At 54.1% G+C, this 21,469-nt stretch carries 16 protein-coding genes and 1 pseudogene; 12 read left to right on the forward strand and 5 right to left on the reverse strand.

Going from position 1 to position 21,469, the window contains the following annotated elements; translation table 11 throughout:
• Positions 1 to 557 precede the first annotated feature (557 nt).
• The 9 genes and pseudogenes from F561_RS0119720 to F561_RS0119760 all read left to right on the forward strand — a co-directional run bounded on the left by F561_RS0119720 (position 558) and on the right by F561_RS0119760 (position 15,690).
• Positions 558 to 3,482 carry a hypothetical protein gene (locus F561_RS0119720; RefSeq protein ID WP_157452023.1) on the forward strand — a complete coding sequence of 975 codons (2,925 nt, stop codon included), beginning with the start codon at positions 558 to 560 and terminating at the stop codon, positions 3,480 to 3,482.
• 311 nt (positions 3,483 to 3,793) lie between these two features.
• Complete coding sequence (locus tag F561_RS28115) at positions 3,794 to 4,000, forward strand: hypothetical protein (RefSeq protein ID WP_019011696.1); 207 nt, start codon at positions 3,794 to 3,796, stop codon at positions 3,998 to 4,000.
• Positions 3,933 to 4,388, forward strand: coding sequence for an IS5 family transposase (locus F561_RS30575; RefSeq protein ID WP_083922565.1), 456 nt, complete (start codon positions 3,933 to 3,935; stop codon positions 4,386 to 4,388). Before F561_RS28115 ends, F561_RS30575 begins: the two co-directional genes overlap by 68 nt.
• Positions 4,389 to 4,673: 285 nt before the next feature.
• Positions 4,674 to 4,754 (forward strand): annotated as a pseudogene (locus tag F561_RS29120) (IS5-like element ISCaa9 family transposase); the annotation flags it as partial.
• 367 nt (positions 4,755 to 5,121) lie between these two features.
• Positions 5,122 to 7,968: a DUF499 domain-containing protein gene (locus F561_RS0119740; RefSeq protein ID WP_019011699.1), complete on the forward strand. Its 2,847-nt coding sequence runs from the start codon at positions 5,122 to 5,124 to the stop codon at positions 7,966 to 7,968.
• On the forward strand, positions 7,968 to 8,969 hold the full coding sequence (locus F561_RS0119745) for a hypothetical protein (RefSeq protein WP_019011700.1): 1,002 nt from the start codon (positions 7,968 to 7,970) through the stop codon (positions 8,967 to 8,969). The genes F561_RS0119740 and F561_RS0119745 overlap by 1 nt, the downstream gene beginning before the upstream one ends.
• A gap of 79 nt (positions 8,970 to 9,048) precedes the next feature.
• Positions 9,049 to 12,267, forward strand: a complete 3,219-nt coding sequence (locus tag F561_RS0119750) for a site-specific DNA-methyltransferase (RefSeq protein ID WP_019011701.1) — start codon at positions 9,049 to 9,051, stop codon at positions 12,265 to 12,267.
• A gap of 5 nt (positions 12,268 to 12,272) precedes the next feature.
• Entirely contained in the window at positions 12,273 to 12,764 is a 492-nt protein-coding gene (locus tag F561_RS0119755) for a hypothetical protein (RefSeq protein WP_425386932.1), read from the forward strand.
• A gap of 145 nt (positions 12,765 to 12,909) precedes the next feature.
• On the forward strand, positions 12,910 to 15,690 hold the full coding sequence (locus F561_RS0119760) for a DEAD/DEAH box helicase (protein ID WP_026299088.1): 2,781 nt from the start codon (positions 12,910 to 12,912) through the stop codon (positions 15,688 to 15,690).
• A gap of 112 nt (positions 15,691 to 15,802) precedes the next feature.
• Here the strand turns inward: F561_RS0119760 and F561_RS30095 are convergent, their stop codons facing one another.
• The 5 genes from F561_RS30095 to F561_RS0119780 all read right to left on the reverse strand — a co-directional run bounded on the left by F561_RS30095 (position 15,803) and on the right by F561_RS0119780 (position 19,858).
• Entirely contained in the window at positions 15,803 to 16,024 is a 222-nt protein-coding gene (locus F561_RS30095) for an IS66 family transposase (RefSeq protein WP_040381344.1), read from the reverse strand.
• A gap of 8 nt (positions 16,025 to 16,032) precedes the next feature.
• On the reverse strand, positions 16,033 to 17,196 hold the full coding sequence (locus F561_RS0119770; protein ID WP_245556585.1) for an IS66 family transposase: 1,164 nt from the start codon (positions 17,194 to 17,196) through the stop codon (positions 16,033 to 16,035).
• A gap of 104 nt (positions 17,197 to 17,300) precedes the next feature.
• Positions 17,301 to 17,753 (reverse strand): transposase, encoded by a 453-nt coding sequence (locus F561_RS30580; RefSeq protein WP_425386931.1) that lies wholly within the window; start codon positions 17,751 to 17,753, stop codon positions 17,301 to 17,303.
• 58 nt (positions 17,754 to 17,811) lie between these two features.
• Positions 17,812 to 18,258, reverse strand: coding sequence for an IS110 family transposase (locus tag F561_RS27435; protein WP_019011706.1), 447 nt, complete (start codon positions 18,256 to 18,258; stop codon positions 17,812 to 17,814).
• Between the two features lie 652 nt (positions 18,259 to 18,910).
• Positions 18,911 to 19,858, reverse strand: coding sequence for a tyrosine-type recombinase/integrase (locus F561_RS0119780; protein ID WP_026299090.1), 948 nt, complete (start codon positions 19,856 to 19,858; stop codon positions 18,911 to 18,913).
• Between the two features lie 93 nt (positions 19,859 to 19,951).
• Between F561_RS0119780 and F561_RS0119785 the strand changes: the two genes are divergently transcribed.
• The 3 genes from F561_RS0119785 to F561_RS0119795 are packed head-to-tail and all read left to right on the forward strand — an operon-like array spanning position 19,952 to position 21,458.
• On the forward strand, positions 19,952 to 20,212 hold the full coding sequence (locus F561_RS0119785; RefSeq protein ID WP_019011708.1) for an AbrB/MazE/SpoVT family DNA-binding domain-containing protein: 261 nt from the start codon (positions 19,952 to 19,954) through the stop codon (positions 20,210 to 20,212).
• On the forward strand, positions 20,209 to 20,607 hold the full coding sequence (locus tag F561_RS0119790; protein WP_019011709.1) for a type II toxin-antitoxin system VapC family toxin: 399 nt from the start codon (positions 20,209 to 20,211) through the stop codon (positions 20,605 to 20,607). The genes F561_RS0119785 and F561_RS0119790 overlap by 4 nt, the downstream gene beginning before the upstream one ends.
• A gap of 50 nt (positions 20,608 to 20,657) precedes the next feature.
• Positions 20,658 to 21,458 (forward strand): IS5 family transposase, encoded by an 801-nt coding sequence (locus tag F561_RS0119795; protein ID WP_026299092.1) that lies wholly within the window; start codon positions 20,658 to 20,660, stop codon positions 21,456 to 21,458.
• Positions 21,459 to 21,469: the final 11 nt, after the last annotated feature.

A 21,469-nucleotide genomic window follows, 5' to 3' on the forward strand; every position in this document is an offset into this window, starting at 1 on the left:
GGCCGAGTCAATCCAGCGCATCTTGGTTCGTCGTGCGTTGGCTGGCCACTGTCCGACCAGTCCGAGACAAATCATCGAGTGGTTAGAAGCAACTGCGCGAGGATGGAATGCACACCCAACCCCCTTCGTCTGGGGCGGAAAAAGAAAGGCTCGCCGTCAGCGAGCCTATGCACGAAGACATCCTCTGGGAGGTTCTGGAGCGCAGACTCTTCAGGTCGTCCAGTGAAAGACTATACCCGTGGCAAGTGACCCACTAGCTATTATTTTCCCGCATCAGGTAAAGAGAAGCAAGAGTTCACTCGTGCGCAGGTCATGACTTGCACACGAGGCATAATGTCGTACGACGCTGGGCTGCATCCAAAGCTCCGGCACAACTCTAGAGTGGGCTGTTCGCCTTTTTTGGCGTCTTGGAGCAGCTTCCCGAATTTGGTTTTCGGTGCGCTGCTGTTGTTTCATAACTTCTCCTCGACTTCCAGCCTGACAAATTACCGCTGGGATGGCGAGCCTTCGTCTCTACTTCACGCCGTCCAGTTTTTGGAGGACACTCCAATACTTGCTTGGGCGCTACCCTGTTTCTATTCATGGCTAAAAAAAGGTCTCGAAAGACTCAGCGGTTGAACGTCATTTCGGCTACTCGTCCAATCGTTGCCCAGCAGCAGGCTGAGACTTGGGCCACCGCCGCCGTTCGCAAGGCGAAGACGCACCGTAGTTCGCAAAACATTCCTCAACATCGAATGCAGAACTTGAGCACCTCCGAGCTGTCAAGGTGGTTCACGAACGCACTGAAGCAGCCGGGTCAGGGGAACATCAATGCCAAGGATCTCATTGTCGCGGGAACCGAAGCCGTAAAGATTGAGGCGTACCTTCGGCTTGTCGAGCAGGATTTTGGGCAATCAGTGACTTGGTATCGGTATAGCAAGTGGGCTGTTTCTCAACTGAACATTCAGGTCGCACCAGGTGCTGCGGCATACCTTCAGGGCTGCCTACACGCGTGGCGCCAGGAATTCGATGACAGCCGGGCCGCATTCATGCAGGCCGAAAAATATTTCTCGATAGATTCGGACTTCTGGTTTGACCGCGGACAGATGGAATCTGCTGCAGGCAGACTTCACTCTGCGGCGATTTACCTGGAAAGGGCTCGTCCATTAGCCCGGGTGAATTCGCCCATGGACGGGCGAGTTCATCGATGGTTGGCACAGACGTACCGCTGGCTAGGAAATACTGCTCGGGAAGCCGACGTACTGACAGAGATCCTCTTGGGGCCCATTCTCGAAAAAACGGCTCTGGATGAGGCGTGCCAGCACTTGGGCCGGGCATTACTGACACTGGGCCAGGCAGCAGACGCACTCGAATTTGCAGACGCGTGGATTGAATTTAATCCCGGAAGTCTCTATGAAATTGCCCGCACCAAAGCGAGAGCCCTCGCCCGGCTCGGTCAGAACACACAGGCTCAGGACTTTGCCTTAGTCATGCAAGAGAAGCTCTCCCGTATTGCCCTAAGTCAGCGGCGGAGCGGTGCCTCCCAGAGAGATTCAGCTCTGGAAGATGCGCTTCGAGCCCCCTTGATTCTAGAGGCTGCCCTACGTGACGCAGGCCGCCGCTTTACAGCAGATGATCTGCTAGCGCGTTCAATTATCGGTGAAGAGATCTCCTCTCTCGTAAAGGGACATGATGGTCAATACCGTACCAATCCAGAAGCGGTGAATCGTATGGCTAACTCGGTCAATACCGCGATCCATTATGACCGAGCTGACCTTGCTGAACGCTTTGGTTTTGAGCTCGCACGACTGGCCTTAGATTCGGGTAATCCAGCGATTCTGACCGGCTGCCTGACCTCACTGAACCATATTGCAGCTGATCGAACCCGATTGGCACATCTTCATGCAGAGGCTGCCCTCCTCTTTCCCGAAGAGGCAGATATTCGTTTCCAAAATGGTATGTTTACGCGCCTACATAATCCGCTGGAAGCCAACACACATTTTGAGGCGGCCCAAAAGGCTGGCAAGGATTTGGCCAAAATTCTGCTACTTCTCGGTGCCAATCCAGCTACTGAAGATCAGATCAGCCAAATCGACACGCTGCTACATCAGGACTGGCCTAAAGTTTCAACGATGGATCTGACGGAGCAGATCTTTGAACCTGCCGTACTGTGGGCGGAAACCAATGGTTATGGGGCTACAGGAGCTAGGTGGGTGGATCTCTGGGATGGTCGCTATGCCCAGGACGTCCAAACAGGTGGCAAGCACGATCTGTACAGTGCAGGTGGACGCTGCGCTTTGCTCGCTGGACGCTATGTGGAAGGTACAACCTTCTTCCGCAAAGCAGCTACCGACTGGCAATACACCGCATTCGGGGAGGCTCTGGTCTACCCATTGAGGGAGATGGCAAGAAACAACGCATTGACCGCTTTGGCAGCACACCGAGCCAACTATGTCGCGGAGGCCGCTGAACACCTCGCGATTGCCGAGTCACAGGCTCCGACATTGGCCCTCGTTCAGGCTGTCAGTGCGCTTATCAATGCAGACACTGGGAATCTTGACGCTGCGTTCGAGACCCTCATGACCATGGAGCGAGATGACCTTTGGCCTGTCGTGGCCCAACAAGTTCAGGCTGCACTGGTAGAGCAGGGAAAGGACAATCAGGCCCTTCTTCTCCATCGCCGCCTGAATGTAGTGACCCACAAGGGGCCCAGTCATGAAGAGGCACTGGAACTCGCCGAGGCTGCTTCTATCACCGCTCGTGGGGAAATGGAGCGTGCGACTCAGGCTACGGTTGTTGCGTTGCGTCTAGTGGAGGGCCTAAGGGACTCGCAGGTTCTTCCTCGCCATCACGCGATCTTCCACCGTATTACTGAGGCTCTTAAAGATGGTAAGTTCGAACAGCTTCTCCCCTTAGCCGATAGCGTCGTCTTGGAATTGTCTCAGCAAGCACGGGCTGGGGGAGAGAAGACGCGCTTGTTTGAGGACTGTCTCCAGCAGGACTGGGCTCTGTTACCAGCAGAAATGCGGGATCGTCTGGACAATGCACAGTATCTCTTGGGAGCCGCACGACAGCACAACCTGCATGACCTAGGACCAGCCCTGCTTTGCCTAGCGACCTGTGTTGAGCAACTATCTAGACAAGTCTTGGTTAGCCCCTTAGAGACGGCGGCACACCATCATGATGTGGTTCTGCCATGGCAAGGAATCGCGACGTTGGGAACCGCTGCACACTATCTATTCAGGCCCAGTCCACCCGCATACAAGGTATTACTGGACAATCATCTAAGTGTGTTGAGCAGCCAAACTCGCCAATACTTGAAATGGGGCTGGCGAAATGACGTTTCCAACTTGAGCAAAGCCCGAAACGACTGGGCTCATGGCAGCCGCATCATTCAGACGACTGAGTTCAACCAGCTCATAACGGGAATCGTTGGTCCGAGAGCTAGCACAACTGTTTTGGGCGTTTTGCTGGAACTGCTCGCTGTTCGGGCTGGAAGATAGATTAAACTTTACACCCTGTGAAATGCTTCGATCGTAACGTTCTGAGCAGCGTCAAACGGATCCCTTCCGTGATAATGGCATCCGCCTCGGGGTGTTTTAAGGAAAGTATCACCAAGTGCAAGGTGAAACGATTTCACAAGCGGCTCAAGGTCAAAGTGCTGAGTCTCGTCGGTGTCGGCACTCTTTCACATGACTTTGAGCTCACTCGATGGAAAAACAAGCGCAATCTACCGAGCGTTCGCCTACCTCTTGTCCCCTGAGGGAGACTGTGTCCCCGCCCCAGCTGCTCCAGCGAACGGAACACGACCCGTATGCCCAAAGACAAGATCCCCACTTACCATCAAACCCACCCGCCCGATCTCGCCACCCTTGACGCCCTGAAACTCGAAGGCCTGCAACCCGCCCACGGTCAAACTGTCGCTGCCCTCTTCAAGCTCCGCACGGGCGACCATGAACACCTCTGCGGCCTGTATCGCCGAGCAGACACCGTGCCGCTGCCAGCCAAAGAACCCGCCTGAGTATTCCACGGACACGAGCGATGCTGAGTGGGTACTTCTTCAACCCCTGATTCCTACGCCAAAACCTGGTGGGCGTCCCGCTCATATCGATCGCCGCGACATCATGGATGCGATTTTCTACGTGAAACGAGGCGGGGTGTCCTGGCGCTTGCTCCCCGTTGATTTCCCTCACTGGAAGACGGTGTATAACTATTTTCGACAATGGAAACAGAGCGGACTGTGGGAGGGCATCAACGATGCCCTCCGAGTTCAGGTGCGTGAAGCAGAGGGAAGAAACGCGGTACCGAGTGCTGGGATCGTTGATTCGAGGAGCGTGAAGACCTCGCAAAAAGGGGGCCCCGAGACTACGACGGAGGCAAAAAAGTCAACGGACGAACACATCATCTGATCGTCGATACCCTGGGCCTCCTCCTCGGGTCAAGGTGCTGCCCGCAAACATCACCGATCAGGAAGGCAGCCAGCAACTCCTGCAGGAGTTGCGCCAGAAGCAGCCTCAAATGCAACTTCACCTCTTGCCGACGGTGGACACAAGGGCAAATGGAAAGGCTGGGTCAAAACGACCCTCGCCTACTCCGTGGAAATCGTGCAGCGCTCCGATGCCAATACCCCCGGGTATTGGCTCCCACAGGGACAGGAACTGACGGAAGCTCAGATCAAGACCTTTCGTGGCCACCGTGGCTTTGTGGTGATCAAGAAGCGCTGGGTGGTAGAGCGCAGCTTCGCGTGGCTGTCGTTTGACCGCAGGCTCAACCGCTAATATGATCTCCTGCCCGAGACAACTGAGGCATTCATCTAGCTCCCCTTTATCCGTCGTATGCTTCGCAGACTCACTGCTTTTGCCCAGCAAAACGCAGTTCTTACCTGATTCTCCGCTTTTCAGACAGCCTCTCAATCTCCTGCCTGTTTACGTCTCCAGCGCAGTCAACACTTCAACTTCGCGAAATTGGTCGACTGGGACAGCGTAAAACCTAAGTTGTCGGCTACTGAAGGTGAGCACTGCGGCTTTCATAAGCGCCCCACTTGATTGCACTGCTCTATCAGCAACAGAAGAGCATGATGTGAGATCTCTTCTATCGCTATCCTAAAACCCAAGTAACTCTGTTGTTAAGGGAGAAGTAGCCATGTTAGGACTCACACTAAGAAAAGAATTTCGAGGACAGCGTACCCGTGGTACTGTAATTGAGTTCACTGATTCGGGGGGCACCGGTGCGACCCAAGTTGAGGCCGCTCAGTTTCTGGAGATCACTTACCCTACTCATGACTTGCTCAAAGCGCTTGAGGCAGTCTCGCCAGGATCAAATCGTCCCATCGCCGTAATTGGTGAGCGTGGATTGGGGAAATCGCACCTAATGGCAGCGCTATACCATGCCATGAACAATGTTACGGCGACAAGCGAGTGGCTGCGTTCTTGGTCGGTGACTTTGGGGCGTCCTGCCCTGGAACAGCTTGTCCTACGTGGAGATATGCTAGTAATCGGTGAAAGCTTGCACCAGAATCGCTTCAAACACCTGTGGGACGTGTTATTCGAAAAACATCCTCATGGGAGTTATATCCGCGGTAAGTGGGAAATGAAAGGCACAGCTGTACCCTCGGATGAGCTGATCACCGAATTGCTGAATAATAGACCTACAGCCCTGCTGCTTGACGAATTCCAGACGTGGTATGACAGCCAGTCTGATACCGAGCAGTCGCCGGACAAGCGCCGAGCGTTCAACTTTATTCAGGTTCTGTCAGAGATTGCCAGAAACCGCCCCGAGTTACTGGTGCTCGTCGTCTCTGTGCGCAACGGTGAGAGTGACGCTTACCAGCAGATTCATCGCGTCAGCCCCGTAACCATTGACTTCAAGGCAGGAGGCAACGCTGAGCGCATGCAGCAGGATCGCCGACGCATGTTGCTACACCGTCTATTCGAGAATAGACAGCAGATCCCATCGGCCCAAATTGACAGCGCTGTGCGTGTACATGCTGGAGAATACTTCCGACTGTTGAATGTTCCTCCTGCCGAGCACGAACGTCGGTACGCTGTGTTTCTGGAGTCATGGCCTTTTGCACCACATTTGCTGAGGTTATTAGAAGAGCAAGTGTTGGTTGCCACGGACGCCCAGGAGACCCGTGACATGATTCGCATCCTAGTGAATCTATATAAAGGTCGTGGAGAGGCAAGCCCAGTTCTGACGGCGGCTGATTTTCGCTTGGATGATGATACGACGGGTATTGGAGCACTCTTAGATTCTGTAGCAAATGAGCATCACCGTACGCTGCGCGAGAAAGCGCAGGCGAATATCCTGTCAGTAATAGATGCGATGGGTAGTGAGTCGAGCGAGGTACCGCACCTGCAGGAATTAATGGGTGCACTATGGCTACGTTCCATTGCTGTTGGGAACAATGCAGGTGCGGAGCCCAGCGTTTTACAGGCTGACCTGACCCGCACGCAGCCATTGGATGACAATGCCTTTCACGTTGAATTGAATAGCACGGTAGAGAACAGCTTTAACATTCACATTGAGGGGCCACGCCTTGTGTTTCGTGAGCAGGAGAACCCGCTTGCAAAGCTTATGGTGTTTGCTCGGAATGACAAGCTCTTCATAGACGGCTTAGACCGCGGTTACCTAGCCCGTGAACTGCGATACGTCATTGGTGGGAGTGCGGAGGTGGCCACCACCACCCGCGTCATCGTCCTACCACAGAATTGGGACACTGACCCTTGGTCAACCGTGGAAGAGTCTGAACGCCCGGAACGTTGGGACGGTCGCTTGCCGCTGCTAATCCTGCCAGAAAACAGTGAACAGGCGATGCTACGGCTCGGGCCATGGCTGAAGACCAATCTACAACAGCGCCGCAACACAGTGCGGTTCCTCCTGCCAGTAACTGGCACTACGAATCTGTACCAGGAGAAAGAACTGTTGCTCCTGGCCCGCGCTGCTATGAAAGCGCAGGAATGGAGCAGTCAGAATCCCGAGTACCGTAAATTGCACACCCGCTTTCAGAACGAGCTGCGCGACAAGCTTAAGGCCCGCTTCGACCGCTTCATGTTGTTGGATCGCTTTGACTATGCTAACCCCAACTTAACCAGATTCCATGTCGAGCGGTTGACTGTGCAGGGATCTCAAGTACCTAAGGCGATTGAAATTGCCATTGCCGAAGACCTGTTTGTTCCTGAAGACTTTGAGGATCTAGTGACTCAAGCGGCCCGGGACGGGTCAACAGTGGGCAAACTATTGCGTGATCTGCAGGAACCGCGTCCAAACGTTGAAGCAAGCATCCCATGGCTAGGGGAGACTCCTATGAAGGAGCGTCTGCTCCGACTATGTGCACAAGGCAAAGTGGCACTTAATGTGCGGGGCATGGAGTACCTGCAAGCCTACCCCGGAGAGGAGAAGGACGAGGCTTGGACAAGACTGAAATCAAAACTGCCTCTAACAGGACGCCAACTTGACGAGGTGTATCTGGTTGAGCCATCTGCCGTGCCTGTTACTGGCGGTAGTGTCATTTCTGGCGGCCCTTCGCATAATCCAGTTAGCACACAATATGGGCAGGTAGGGATGCGGCAGACAGGCAGCAACATCCCCACAGGCATAGATGCTGGCATGGGAGCACCCAATACCATGTCCGGTACCCCAATTTCCATATTCGGGAGCGGGCAAGCTACTAGCGGCTTGAGTGACGTTGCGGAAGTCATTGGCACGACGAGCGGAGGGGGCACCGATGCGTCGATTACGGGCAGCAGCAGTTTTCGCCCACCTTTAATTCCCCAGAGAGTTGCACAGCGCAACCCTGTTCACGTTCCAGCAACTTCATCCCTGAACCTGCTGCACCGTATGGAACAGGTAGGAGTGCAGCCTGCAACTAGAATTGGCGACATCTCCATCCGAGTGTCAGCAGCGACAGGAGCTCAACTAATGGAACTGTTGAAAAAACTGCCGGACGGTTTGACTTACGAATTGGAATTACAGAAGGAAGAAAGCTGATGCCGTTGAATCCCGAACTGTTTAATCGCTTGACGACAGTTAGCGATCAGGAAGCGTGGCAGGTGCTAAGTGTTGAAGCCCTACGGGTAGCCTCTGAGCCGCTCCAGGTGCAGGATGCCCCTGCCGAAATCATCCGCCGCGACGCACAGATTGGAGAATTGGATCATTTCCTGTCGGTGGTAAGCTGGGATCTGTGGCAGAGCTTTGGGGCCAGTATTGAACGCACCTCGCAGCGACTGATCCGTTGGTGGCATGAAACACATGGAGCCAAAGCCGTTCTTATTCTGGATGGTTTGTCACTGCGAGAGCTGCCCTGGCTCTTGCAGGGCGCACAGGAACGGGGCTATACCGTGCAGAGCATTAATGTTCACGCATCCGAGCTGCCTGGAGAGACCAACGAGTTCGCCCGTGCCCTCGGTTTTAGCAGTCGCAGCCAGCTTCAGAGCGGTGGTGGCCCAAATCACCAACTCCAACCTGCGGAGACCGAGAGTGTCGATCTACCCTTCAAGGACTGTGTAGCGCTCGTAGGCGCTCAGCCAAATTGGGTGTTATGGCACCACTGGCCTGACAGTCAGGTGCATGATGGCTCAGGCGCGGGTCAGGGCTTGGGCCACATTGCTAAAGACGCTGCCCAAAAGCTGAATAGTAACGACTTCTGGGCGCTGGTCGAACGCCTTACTACAGGACGGCAACTAGCGATCCTATCCGATCACGGGTACGCCGCCACCGGACAGTTCCACGATGCCATGGGCGAGTTGGGGCAATTTATGAAGCGAACTTTTGCTAGCGGTCGCCGTGCACCTGAGCAAGATGCTGGGCCTTACAGTCCTCCCGTTGCCCTGAACATTGGTAGCCCACACGGAACACACCTACTCGCCTTGGGCCGCTGGAAATGGAAGAGTCAGGGAGGGTATCCCACGCTTACTCACGGCGGGTTGACGCTGTTGGAAGTACTTTCACCTTTCGTTGTTCTAAGTAGAACTCTTAACACCACTGAGTAAGAGTAGGAGACAGATCAATCATCCAGTAAGCGCTTCAAAATGGAATTTCAATACAAATACAGATAAGGATACCCTAGCTATGACTATCAAGAAAGAACAACTATCCCGTGACATAGCTCAGGCAGTCGGAGCGGGCAAAGCAGCTAGCCTAGAGACCGTTGACTTTAGCGATCCCAATCGGCCAAAAACGTGTTTGGAAGTCGACTTTCCCATCCTGCCTATTAATCAAGTCGCCGCGATTGAGGGCAACGCAGGTAAACCAATTTACCAGATGTCCAAGTGGTGGGCACGCAGGCGTTCTAGCGTGTTCCGCTCTATGCTTATTGCTGCGGCCACCAAAGCTCCTAGTGACTCTGCTCACGCCGCAAAACTGGTATGGGACAACTACTACGCTAATCATCAGAAAAAAGGTTCGTTTAGCCAACTTAAGGTCGCGGACATTTTCATGGGCGGCGGCACCACATTAGTCGAAGGCTCCCGACTCGGCATGCAAATGATCGGTAACGACCTGAATCCAGTCGCATGGTTCGTTGTCAAGCAAGAACTAGCCGATGTCGATTTAAATGAGGTTAAGCGTCTGCTGGCTGACATTGAGGCAGAAGTTAAGCCACAAATCATGCCGTACTATTATTGCGATGGCCCAAACGGGGAAAAGGGCATCTGGACGCACTTGCCAACGGGTAATATCATGCCCACTGACTTCGATCCCCTGACCCTAACACTCGCCCAACGGCCCGAGTATAGTTATAGAGGGTCAGAAATTATCTATACCTTCTGGGGTAAGCACGGGCCCTGTCAGGTCATTGGTTGCGGTCATCGCACACCCATCATGTCCAGTCCAGTTATGGCAGTCAAAATCCTGACCGTGAAGAGTTGGGAACACACCTGTCCCAATTGCGCTCATGTTTACGACATTGAGGAAAGCGCTGCTCGCATGGCTCCCAACGTTCCTATGTACGTTGCTCCGGACGAGGCTCCCTACGCCGTTCTCGACTTGCAAAATGGAACTGCCTGTCCCAATTGTGCGCATACTGAGAGAGCCAAAGTAGTGGGCAAAGGCAAGAAAAAGAAGATCACTCTGAGCTTGCTAGTGCATCCCGCATGGCTGAAAGGAAGTCCTCGCCTAGATGTAAAGGGACAAACTTACGGTGGCGCGGCGCAAGATGATGCTGAATCTACTGCCCGCTGGAGTAAGGAGCGGGCCGCGCATATCAGGCTATTGGAGGTGCGTGGTGAACTGCCTGAGGAAGTCACTTGTCCAGAAACTGGGGTGAAGTTTAGGACTGACGAGGGCACCGTTCCGAAAAAATCTAGCTTCGCGTGTGGCTCATGTGGTACTCCCCATGATGTTTTAACGGCTATTCGTTCAACGGGAAAAACAGGTCAGATGGCTGGCTACGCGATACAGGGGTATGAACCAGCGAGGGCTGCCGAGAGTACAGCTTACAATGGGCGCTTTTTTGCCCCATTTGATACTCGAATTGCTGATCAATATAATGCGGCAATACTAGAGTGGGAAGAGCGCAAGAACACTGATTTAGCTGATTACTGGCCTCGTTCGGAGGTGCCATTTGGATTCATGACTCACATGAACAATGGGGGAATTCCAAACCATGGGTTTACCCACTGGTGGATGATGTTTAACCCCCGACAACTGTTAGTGCACACTCAGCTGCTTAAAGCGATTGTTGAGAGGAAAGGCTATGACCTTAAAACGAGGGAATATGTTTTGGGCGCTTTTCAGCAATATCTTAGGAATCAGAGCATGTTCACTATGTGGAATATACAAGGTGATAAGCTTGAGCCACAGTTTGCTAATAATAATTATCATCCCAAAGCGACTGTGGTTGAAAATTGCGTCTTTCCAAACCTTGGGCGAGGAAACTGGACTTCTTGCATAGAAGGTATTGTTGAAGGAAGAATGTGGGCCGAACAACCTTGGGACTCAGTTAGTGCTGTTAATTTGTCGCGTAAAAATCCGGAATTGGCTCAACAAATTACAGGAAAGAGCGAAAAAGCTTTTCCCGGTGATACGTTGAAAGATGCTGTTATCTATCAGGGCTCATCTACAGACCTAGCACAAATTCCAGACGCGAATATTGACTTGGTAATCACTGACCCGCCCTTTGGTGGGCTACTCCACTATTCAGAGTTGGCAGACTTTTTTTACGTATGGCTACGCTTAGTTTTGAAGGACGAGTATCCGGCTTACTTTAAGCCGGATTACACCCCGAAGTCGCTTGAGGCAGTGTCGAACAGGGCGCGGGAGCCAGAAAACCCCGATAGCTTTTACCAACGAGTGCTGACGCAGTGTTGGCGTGAGGCGCATCGCGTGTTGAAACCAGGGGGCATGTTGGCCTTCACCTTTCACCACAGTGCAGATGAACCATGGGTGTCTGTGTTGGAATCGCTGTTCAACGCCGGATTCTACTTGGAAGCGACATATCCAATTCGATCGGACGAGACAAAGGGTGCAGGAGCTAAACCTGGAACCTTCGGTTCACAAACTATTGAGTACGACATCATTCACGTGTGCCGCAAACGGAGTGAGAAACCACGCCGTGTAAGCTGGAGCCGCATGCGACGTGAGGTAATGGCCGACGTACAGCAGCTTCAGGGGTTACTGGAAAACCATGCTCGTGAAGGGCTTCCAGCAGCCGACTTGCAGGTAATCCGACGTGGTAAAGCGCTGGAATATTTCTCTCGCCACTACGGAGAAGTGTATTTAAACGATGATGAACTAGTGTCCGTACGTGACGCATTAATTGGAATCAATCAATTGATGGATGATACGACGGAGGGCGGACTGGAACCACCGCCTGTGGACGCCGAACCAATGACGCGTCAATTCTTACGAACGTTCGGGCAAGCGAATGAACTTAAGCGCGATCAACTTCAGAAGTTTCTACGGGGGTCAATCACCACTCCGGATGACTTCGTGGGACGCGGTTGGTGTATAGAAAGCAACAAGGTGTTCACAAGAGTGAGCTCCTTATCATTTGCGAAAAATTGGTCAGGCAAGCACAGACGCAAACTGACGTCCGATCTGGATCAGGCGATGGTTTTGGCTGGAGCTTGCTACGAAGGCAGTGGGATTAGTGCGATGGATACCTTACGTAACGAGAATTTTAAGCTGCACACGGCACTCCGGCCGCTGTTGGAGTGGCTGAGTCGCAACGGGCCGGATGACGAGATGCGCCAGGGGGCGAAGACGGCTGTTGCGATTCTGGAGAACTGGCAGCGGTCTCAGCGATTTAGGGAACAGCAACCGACGCTGTTAGAGGTCATTGATTCGTGAAGCAGATGGTGGATTCGGCGTGGCAGCGGCGGGGAACGAGTTGGCTGTGGGACGCTCAGGCGCGCAATCTAGTGTGTAAGCCCCAAGAAGTGGTCAGTGTACGTCAGTTCCTGCAACTCACACACGGCTGGCCAGACGACTTGCCGAGCAATGGGAACAACGTGCTGGTGGTCGCCGGACTGGACGGTTGCTTGGATCTACTGACTCCGGACCACGCGGTACAGTGGCTGCGGGACACAGTAAAACATGCGGTGCTGTCTTTTCAGACGGCATATGATGGTCAGGCAGCACTAGTGTTCTGGTTGCCAGATGGAGAACGGCGACTTGAAATTAATTCCACCACTGATGCGGTGATCTGGCGTTGTGCGGGATCATTCCGTGATCAGCGGATTGATTTTGGTCGTGTCCTATGGGGCGAGGCGCGGGAGTATCCACGTGAACTGATCTTGGCCCTTGAAAGCAAGCCAGTGGGCCTGTATCACCTGCGTATCACCTGATGACAACTCAGGAAGAGCCAGTTTGTGCCACGAGTAATATCGACCCAGTGTCAGGACGCTTTGCTCTACCCGCAGCTTTTTCAATGCTGTCTTGGGTAACATTTCATTGGGCAGTGCGTCTGGAACGCACCTCGGAATTAATAGAATGACTTTTCCCCTTGATTTGCGGGCAGGAGAGCGTGTTACGCATTCTGACTATGGGCAGGGTGTGGTGCTAGAGCCGATGCGAGACGGATATCTGCGAGCCTTCTTTGCCAGTGGGGAACGTCAGGTACCGATGGCCTCGCTGCAACGGCAACTCTCTCGCACCGAGCGGGTATTGTGGAATGTTTCAGGGGATCCAATGCGCAGTCGAGTAGCTTGGCTGGTCTATGAGGCACACGCTCTGCCAATGACGGAGAGCGCCTCAGCGTTAACCTCTGCAAAAATTGACCTCTTACCGCATCAGGTGGTGTTAACCCATCGCGTAGGAACAGCCTCGCCCCGCCGTTTTTTGATCGCGGATGAGGTTGGATTAGGTAAGACCATTGAAACGGCCCTTATTTTGCGAGAGCTCGCAAGCCGCGGTGAATTGAATCGAGCATTGATGGTCGTACCTGCTGGTCTTGTACATAACTGGCACCATGAGCTAAATGAAGTATTTAATCTAGATTTTGAGGTTTTTGGCTTGGATGGTGACATTACAGATCGCAGAACCAACGCCTTTGTTAAGCACGATCGCCTAATCGCTAGCATTGACAAGCTCAAGCGTCCCCAGCGTATTCGGCGATTGTTGGAAGCGCCGCACTGGGATCTGGTGGTGTTTGATGAGGCGCATCACCTTGCCGCACACCGCGTTGGAGGCAAAGTACACAAGACTGAAAACTACAAGTTAGCCGAAGTATTGAAAAACCATACTCGTGATTTACTGTTGCTCTCAGCTACCCCGCATCAGGGCAGCCACTTTCAATTCTGGATGCTGGTACAACTTCTAAATCCCACGTTGTTCAGTAGCCCGGAGGAAATGATCGATTATAGGCACCGACTGAATAGCGTTATGTTCCGCCGCACAAAGGCTGACGCATGTCGGTCAGATGGTTCGCCGCTATTTGCTCGTCGGTGGGTGCACACCGAATCATTCCCAATGAATGAAGACGAACGCCACTTCTACGAAAAGTTACGTGAGTACTTGCAAGAAGGGTTTGATCTAGCTCGAAGACAGGGCAACCAGGGTCGTGCTCTGGGCTTCTTGATGGCAATTTTCCAAAAAATAGCAGCATCTAGTTTTGCGGCGGTGCGACGCACTCTTAAGCGTCGATTGTTGATGCTGACACTGCAAGAAGCCCTCTTACGAGATAAGGAACTCGATATCGAGGGTCGTGAGCATCTAACGGCGGAGGCCCGTGTGCTGATTCAGGAAGAATTCCAGTTTTCCGATGATCCAATTGGGCACGCCGAGATCGAGCGGATTCTAGGTGACCTTAAATCCCGTCTGGTCAAGAAAGTTGATGTGGAAGTATTAGAACTGGTCTCTACATCGTATGCGAGTGAGTACTCTTCTGCTGATGCTGAAGAAGCTGCTTCCGCAGTGATCAACCTGCATCTTCCCGAGGAGCGGCAGCGTATTGCTGAGTTGTTGCTTAGCTTCCCTACCCAGCGTGAAACAAAGGTTCAGAAACTGTTAGATGGTCTGGGTATACTATGGCGTCAGAATCCCGACGAAAAAATTGTCATTTTTGCCACTTATTTGGGAACAGTGAACCTGATTGCCCAAGAAATTGAACGTACCTATCCAGGCCAAGGTGTGGTGGTGTTGCGTGGCGGTAACCACGGCGCGAAAGTTGCGGCAGAACGTCGTTTCCGTCGACCGGATGGTCCCCGTGTTCTAATTAGTACTGCAGCCGGCCGCGAGGGAATTAATCTACAATTCGCACGCATTCTTTTTAATGTTGATCTTCCGTGGAACCCTATGGATTTGGAGCAGCGCATTGGCCGCATTCACCGATACGGTCAAAGTCATACAGCACAAGTCTATAATCTTGTTCTATCTGATACTATTGAAGGGCGCATCTTCTTATTACTTGACGAGAAACTTGTTGAAATTGCTAAAACGTTGGGCAAGGTAGATGATCAAGGTAATATTGCTGAAGATCTTAGAACACAAGTTTTAGGTCAACTCTCTGAGCGGCTAAATTATAACCGTTTGTATCAGGAAGCGCTCTCTGATCCAGAGTTAAAGCGTACTCATGTAGAGTTGGAAGTTGCACTATCAAATTCGCATGAGGCGCGCAAAGTAGTTTTAGACCTATTCCAAGATCTTGATAGATTTAGTCTTGAAGAGTACCGGCCTTTTAAGAATCTAGCATCTAGTTTTGAAAGAATGGTGCAATTCCTTTGCCTTGCTATTGCGGAAGATGATAGGCATATTGTGAAAATAGATCAACACATTTATGCTATTACCGCTTCTGACGGCCAACAAGAATTGATGTTTACCACTGATCGTGATTTAGCTATACGCGAGACACAGCTGGAATTAATTGGGATAGATCATCCTATTATGCAACAGGAAATAAAGCGTTGGCAATCCACACCTCCCGAGGACATAGGAATCGCTATCAAATCTGCGGTAGAGAGTGGAATAATTCTAACCTTATGGACAATAGAATGTCGTTCAGCTAAAGAAGATCGGAAATTACTTGTGCAAGCTATCGCAGTAGATTTGGAAGGTAAAAGAGTTATCGATGTAGAAAAAAAGATTAAATTATTTATTGAAGGCGTTACCACTGTTCCCCAAATGACTATAGAAAAACGTAAGGATTTGATAAAAAATTTTATAGAACCAGCTCTTTATCGGGAGATGAGCCATCGAGATTTTTCAAATGGTGAGAGTGGATTTATAGCAGATCTAATAGGCTATATTGAGATAGTACCCTCTCCAGTAAGTTAAAAAGGCAGTAATTATCGCGAATAGATAGCGTAGTTTTTGGACGTTGTTTACATTGGTCGCCTGTTCGCCGCACGTCTGTGATTAGCGGTCGGCCAAAGGGCCGAGCATCCGGTCAGCGCATCAGGCCGGTCAGGACCGCGACGGGGTCCTGACCGCGCAACCGCGCGGTCTCCACGGTGGACTTGATCCGCATGTACGTCTGCGCGCCCACCGCATTCTTGCTGCACTGCGAGACCTTCCTCGCCATCACCACCGTCCGCAAGCTCCGCTCCGCTGCGTTGTTCGTCGGTGGAATGTCCGGGTCCTTCAGGAACCGCCACAACCGATCCAGCACGCGCTGCTTCAGGAGGCCCAGTCGAAGTCGTTCGCTTTCGACTTGAGCGGTGCCCGGTTCAGCAGGGCGTCCAGACGCAGGGTGAGTGCCTCACCTTGCTGCGCGTACTCCTCTCGCGTGCATACACCCGTTGTCACGTCCCGATGCAGTCGGATGCCATCCCGGAAGACCTGCGCGACCCGCTGTCCGTACAGCTCTCCCCGCCCAGGGCGCCGCTGTTCTCCAGCGGCGCCCTCATCTGCATTGCGGATCAGGTGCGCCAAGCACTTCTGTTGCCGGACGTCCTGCAGGAAACGGCTGTCGTACGAGGAGAAGCGGTCACTGACCAGCACGCCCGTGAAATTCTGCCCCAGACCTTCCCGGACTTCCACGTTCGTGTGCCGCAGGTTGGCGCGGAACACCACGGTGTCCGCACTGCGGAAGGTGCCCACCCAGGCGTTCTGGGCGCCGATCCGCCAGCCGGTGTCGTCGTGCTGCACGAACGGTGCCTGTTGCACCTGTGTCTGTAGTCCATCGATGTGGGCAGCCAAGGCGCTGCCGTCAGCCGCAAGCCGCTCAGCGGCTTGCGTGATCGCACTCTGCGTGACTTGGAGGCCGCCGAGGAGATTCATGACCCGCCCGATGCGGCGGACTGGAAGGCCCAGCTCGTGATGCAGGGTCTGAAGGGTGGCGTGCAGGACAGGGCCGAGTCGATGAGCGGTCGCGCCCACCTGATCGGCGTTCAGGTCGGGATGGTCACCACGCACCGCGTGGTGACACTGGGGGCACGCCATGACGGGCACGTGGTACTCGGTGACCTGCATGGCGTTTTGGGGGGCGAGTTCCGTGACCCAGGCCTTGTCCTGACGGGTGAGGATCAGCGGCCCCGTGAACCCACAGCGAGGACAGGTGTTCGGCGTGTTGACCGGCACGGTCACGGTGATCTGCTCCGGCGTGGGTGGGAACTTGTGTGCGAACGTGCCTTCACCAGGACGCCGTCCTGGTGACTTGGGATCGGCGGTGCGTTTCTCACGACTGAAGGGTGCGGCGTACTTGCGTTCCCGCCGTTCAAGTTCCTCGATGCGCTTCTTCAGGCGGGCGACTTCAGCCTTGAGGGCTTTGTTCTCAGAGATCAGTTGGTCGATCTGCTCGGACTGGCGACGGATGATCTCGAAGAGATCTTTCTCGGTCATCCCCGCGCCCATGGACAGCATGGTAACGGCAGGAGTGCTTGGCTGGAAGCCGGGCACCCGAGCGACCGCTAATCACAGACCGCCGCACCACTCAATGCGTGATGTTACGCTGGTTTCACGTACGTTTCGCTGAATCGCTGCCCTGATCTCACGACGGCCAATCCTGTCCGCAACAATGGATGCCCGAGCGCAATCAACGCCACCTTGGGCGGCTTTCCAGTGGCTCGCAGACGACGATAGAAGTCCCCCAGATGCCCTTTGTTTCGCGTGACACTCAAGGCCGCAAGGTACGCCGAACGCCTCAGGTAAGCATTCCCCGTTTTTGAAATGCGCCCTCGGCCTTTCACACTCGTACCCGACTGAAACGGAGAGGGAGCAATACCAGCATGAGCCGAGATTTGCTTACCGGTCTCAAGCAGTGCAAACCCATCTGTTTCCGCTAATACGGACGCTGCAGTGAGCAAGCCGAACCCAGGAATGCTGGTCAACAACTTAAAGGGCTTACACAACGTGTCATCGGAACAAATGAGTGCTCGGTTGGTCGTTTTGAGCTCCAAGATCTGTTGCTTAGAGCATTTGTCATCATAATAACCGAGCGGAGTGAGTGAATTTCGCTCAGTAGGACACAGAATGGAGCCACCGAAAGTCTTTTTTCAGTGGCGTAATTTGGAGAATTGCTCTAAGCAGGGCAATGCGCGTGTTCAGTAACGCCACGACGATCTGGCTTTCATGCTGCCAGCGTTCTGAGGCGTGCAGTCGATTTTGATCCTGAGTCAGCGCTCCCTGCAACGCCGTGCGTTCACGAACGAGTTGCTTGAGTTCCTGCAATGCGGTGCTCGGCAGTGACCAAGGTTTCGGCCGCATCATGGCGCTATACAGGGCAATGACCGCTGCGTCCATACAGTCTGTCTTGCCCCGCTTGAGTCTGGCGCGGGCGAAGTATTTGATGCTGGTGGGGTTCACCACGCTGACGGTGCAGCCCGCACCGAACAGTAATTTCGCGCACTGCTCCCAGTACACGCCGGTGGCCTCCATCACCACATGCAGTTCCTTTGGCGCCACGCCGTGTTGTTGGGCCCACTACAGGAGACGCTGGAATCCGGTGGACGTGTTCGGGAGGTCAGGGAGTGACCCTTCTAGGACGTCGCTGAGCTGCACATGTGTGTAGAGAAAGTCTTTTCCGATGTCCAGGCCGAGGGCAAACACAAAGCCTCCTAGAGAAAGGTGGGGCAGGTCGGGCTCTCTCGGCACTGGCTCTTATGGTGCAGGTTTGGTGGCCTTGGATAGCGTTCAGTCTTCGAGAAGAGCGCCCGAGCCGGTTCTGTCTATTCGACGGTCTTGTTGGATCTGGGGTTGACGCAGACTTGGCGGCTCGGACTGGATTGGTAATCTCCATTCTGATTAGGAATGAACCCAGACGTAATACATAAAGAGGTGAAGATTTGGGCGGTAGTCTCAATCAACCTTCCCTGCTCCAGATTTTTGAAGGACAACTTTCCAGGCCTCTTTGATCTTGTTCGTCAATCGCTTCACTGAGTGGCAGAGGGGCGAGCGACTTTGCAAGCCTGAGCTGAGCGGCGTTGATCCTTCATCTATTGTGTGCCTTGACCGGACAGGCGTAGGCTGATCTGCTGTGGCTGACCTGACACCAGATGGCCACCCCACGGCTCCGCCAATCAGCGTGTTCCATCCTGCAGCTCCCTTCTGCTGTCATTTAACCGCCTTTCAGGGACAGCCCCAGTACATCGCAAGGGGCATTCTCCAGATTCTGATCGACGCCCAAATAAACCTCGGTGGTCTGAATACTGGCGTGGCCCAGAGATAGCTGAATCTGGTCAATGGGCGCACCCCCCTTGTGCGCCAGCTTGGCAAACGTTCGGCGCAGGTCATGTGGCGCAAGAGACACGCCTTCTGGCGTCAGATTGGAGCGACCCACTTGGGTGCCGTACTTGCGCACGATCAGGGCCACAGCTTCGTGGGAGAGAGAGGAACGGGCCAAGACTTTCGATCCCCGTGGCGCGGTCGGCCGGAAGAGGTGTCCGGTGCTCAATCCGGCTGCCGTGATCCAAGCGTCCACCGCCGCCTTACACCAGCCCGGCATGGGCACTGTGCGGGTTCGTCCGTGCTTGCCGGTGAGATCCAGCACCACCCAGCGGCCTTCGCGCTGCTGCACATGCTCGAAGGTCAGGTTCACCAGTTCCGAGCGCCGCAGACCGCACCCCAGGAGCACGGCCAGGAGCGCTCGGTCACGCAGGCCGCGCAGGGTGGAGACATCCGGGGCGAGGAGCAACTCCTGCGCCTGAGTCCGGCTCAGCCAAGCGCCCGTCCGTTGCCCTTGTTTTTTAATGCCCTTGACCCGTGCAATGCTTTCGGCTTCAAAGATCCCCAACTGACCGTTATCAGCGGCCTCTCGCACCAGCTTGCGAATGGCAGAGAGGCGCTGATTCACACTGGCGGACGAACGACCATCCGCCACCAGAACGGTGACGTAGCGTTGTACCACGGCTTTGCTGAGGGGGGGGCTGCCCTGTTCAGTCCACCAGCCTAGGAAACCAGTGAGGGCTGTGCGGTAAGCGGCCTTTGTCAGGGGTGAAGTGACCGAGTCGAGAACCAGTTGGATGGGATCGAGGGAGGAAGCGGGGGCTTGAGTGACGAGGGTCAATTGCATCTCCTTATCTGGGTGTAACCACCATTATCGGTAGTATAAAACACACGGCAAGAAAAGAGCGAACGGCAAAAATGCTAAACTTGCCCCATGACCGCATCAGAGGCATTTACACTGGAAGTGAAAGAAAATGGCCGGATATTTCTCCCTGTTGCTTTTCGGCAAAGTATGGGCATTCATTCTGGTGACCGTTTGATTGCCCGCGTGGCGGAGAAGGGCAAAGCAGAGCTAGTGACCGCTGGGCATGCCATTGCCAGTGCGCGGGGCATGTTCGCTCATCTGGCTATTGATGGAGAGTCACTCGCAGACGAACTGATTGCAGAGCGGCGTCAGGAAACGGATCAGGAATGAGTATGGTTCTGGATGCATCTGCGTTGCTCGCTTGGCTACAAGGTGAATCGGGGGCTGAGCGGGTGGATGAGGCCTTACAACAAGGGGCCACCATCCATACCGTGAACTGGGCGGAAGTGCTGTCCAAGTTGGCGAGCAAAGGGGTAGCTGCCGCTGACGCAACCCGGCAGCTGACCGAGCGGGGCATCTTGGGCCAACTGTTGCTTGTGGACGCCGGACAGAGTGAAGACGCCATTGCCGTCGCAGACCTGTATGCCGTAACTCGCAGCGCTGGCCTCTCTTTGGGTGACCGCTATTGTCTGGCCCTTGGTCAACGCCTGGGTCAGTCGGTGCTCACCGCAGACCGCGCTTGGCAAACATTATCGCTCAGCGTCTCGGTTGAACTGTTGCGCTAGGGTCTGTAGGCCAAGGGTAGGATCCACGAGCATTGAAGTATCTTTTTACGCTGTGGCGCGAAGAAATCACGGATGCACAGTGGAGACGTTTGGAGCTGCTTTCGCCACCTCTGGTGGGTCTCGGGCGCCCCTATTTGCAGCATCGACCCATCGTCAGTGGCATCCTCTGGGTGCTGAGAACGGGTGCACCATGGCGCGATGTCCCTGAACGGTTCGGCAAGTGGACGACCATTGCCAGCCGATTCCGTCGCTGGACTGCCAAGGGGATTTGGCAGCAAATCTGGACAGAGCTCCAACGCCTTGCTGACCTGAAGGGTCAGCTCGACTGGTCGGTTCACTTTGTTGATGGCACGGTGGTGCGTGCACATCAATGCGCGGCAGGCGCACGTGGCAGCCAGCAAGACGAAGCTCTGGGGCGGTCCCGCGGTGGCTTCAGTACCAAGATCCATCTGCGTGCTGAAGGGCAAGGAAAGCCCATGGCATTCGTCCTGAGCGGTGGAGAACGGCATGAGTTAAAGTTCCTACAACCTCTCCTTGAGATGGGAGCTGTTGTCCGTGCTGGACGAGGGCGCCCGCGAATTCGTCCTGATCGTATCGTAGGCGACAAAGGCTACAGCTACCCCACCGTGCGGGAGTATCTGCACGGCCGTGGCATTCGAGTCACGATTCCCAGGCGCAAAGACCAAGGCCCTGACATCTGTTTTGACGCCAGCGTGTACAAGGAACGGAACAAGGTCGAACGCCTGGTCAACCGTTTCAAGAGCTTCCGCCGAGTAGCGACGCGGTATGACAAACGTGCTGTCAACTACCAAGGGTGGTTGACGCTGGTGGCCATCCTTGAATGGCTCTGACAGAACGACTC

Origin of the sequence: Deinococcus aquatilis DSM 23025, from assembly GCF_000378445.1 — a bacterium.
In the GTDB taxonomy this organism is placed as follows: Bacteria; Deinococcota; Deinococci; order Deinococcales; family Deinococcaceae; genus Deinococcus; species Deinococcus aquatilis.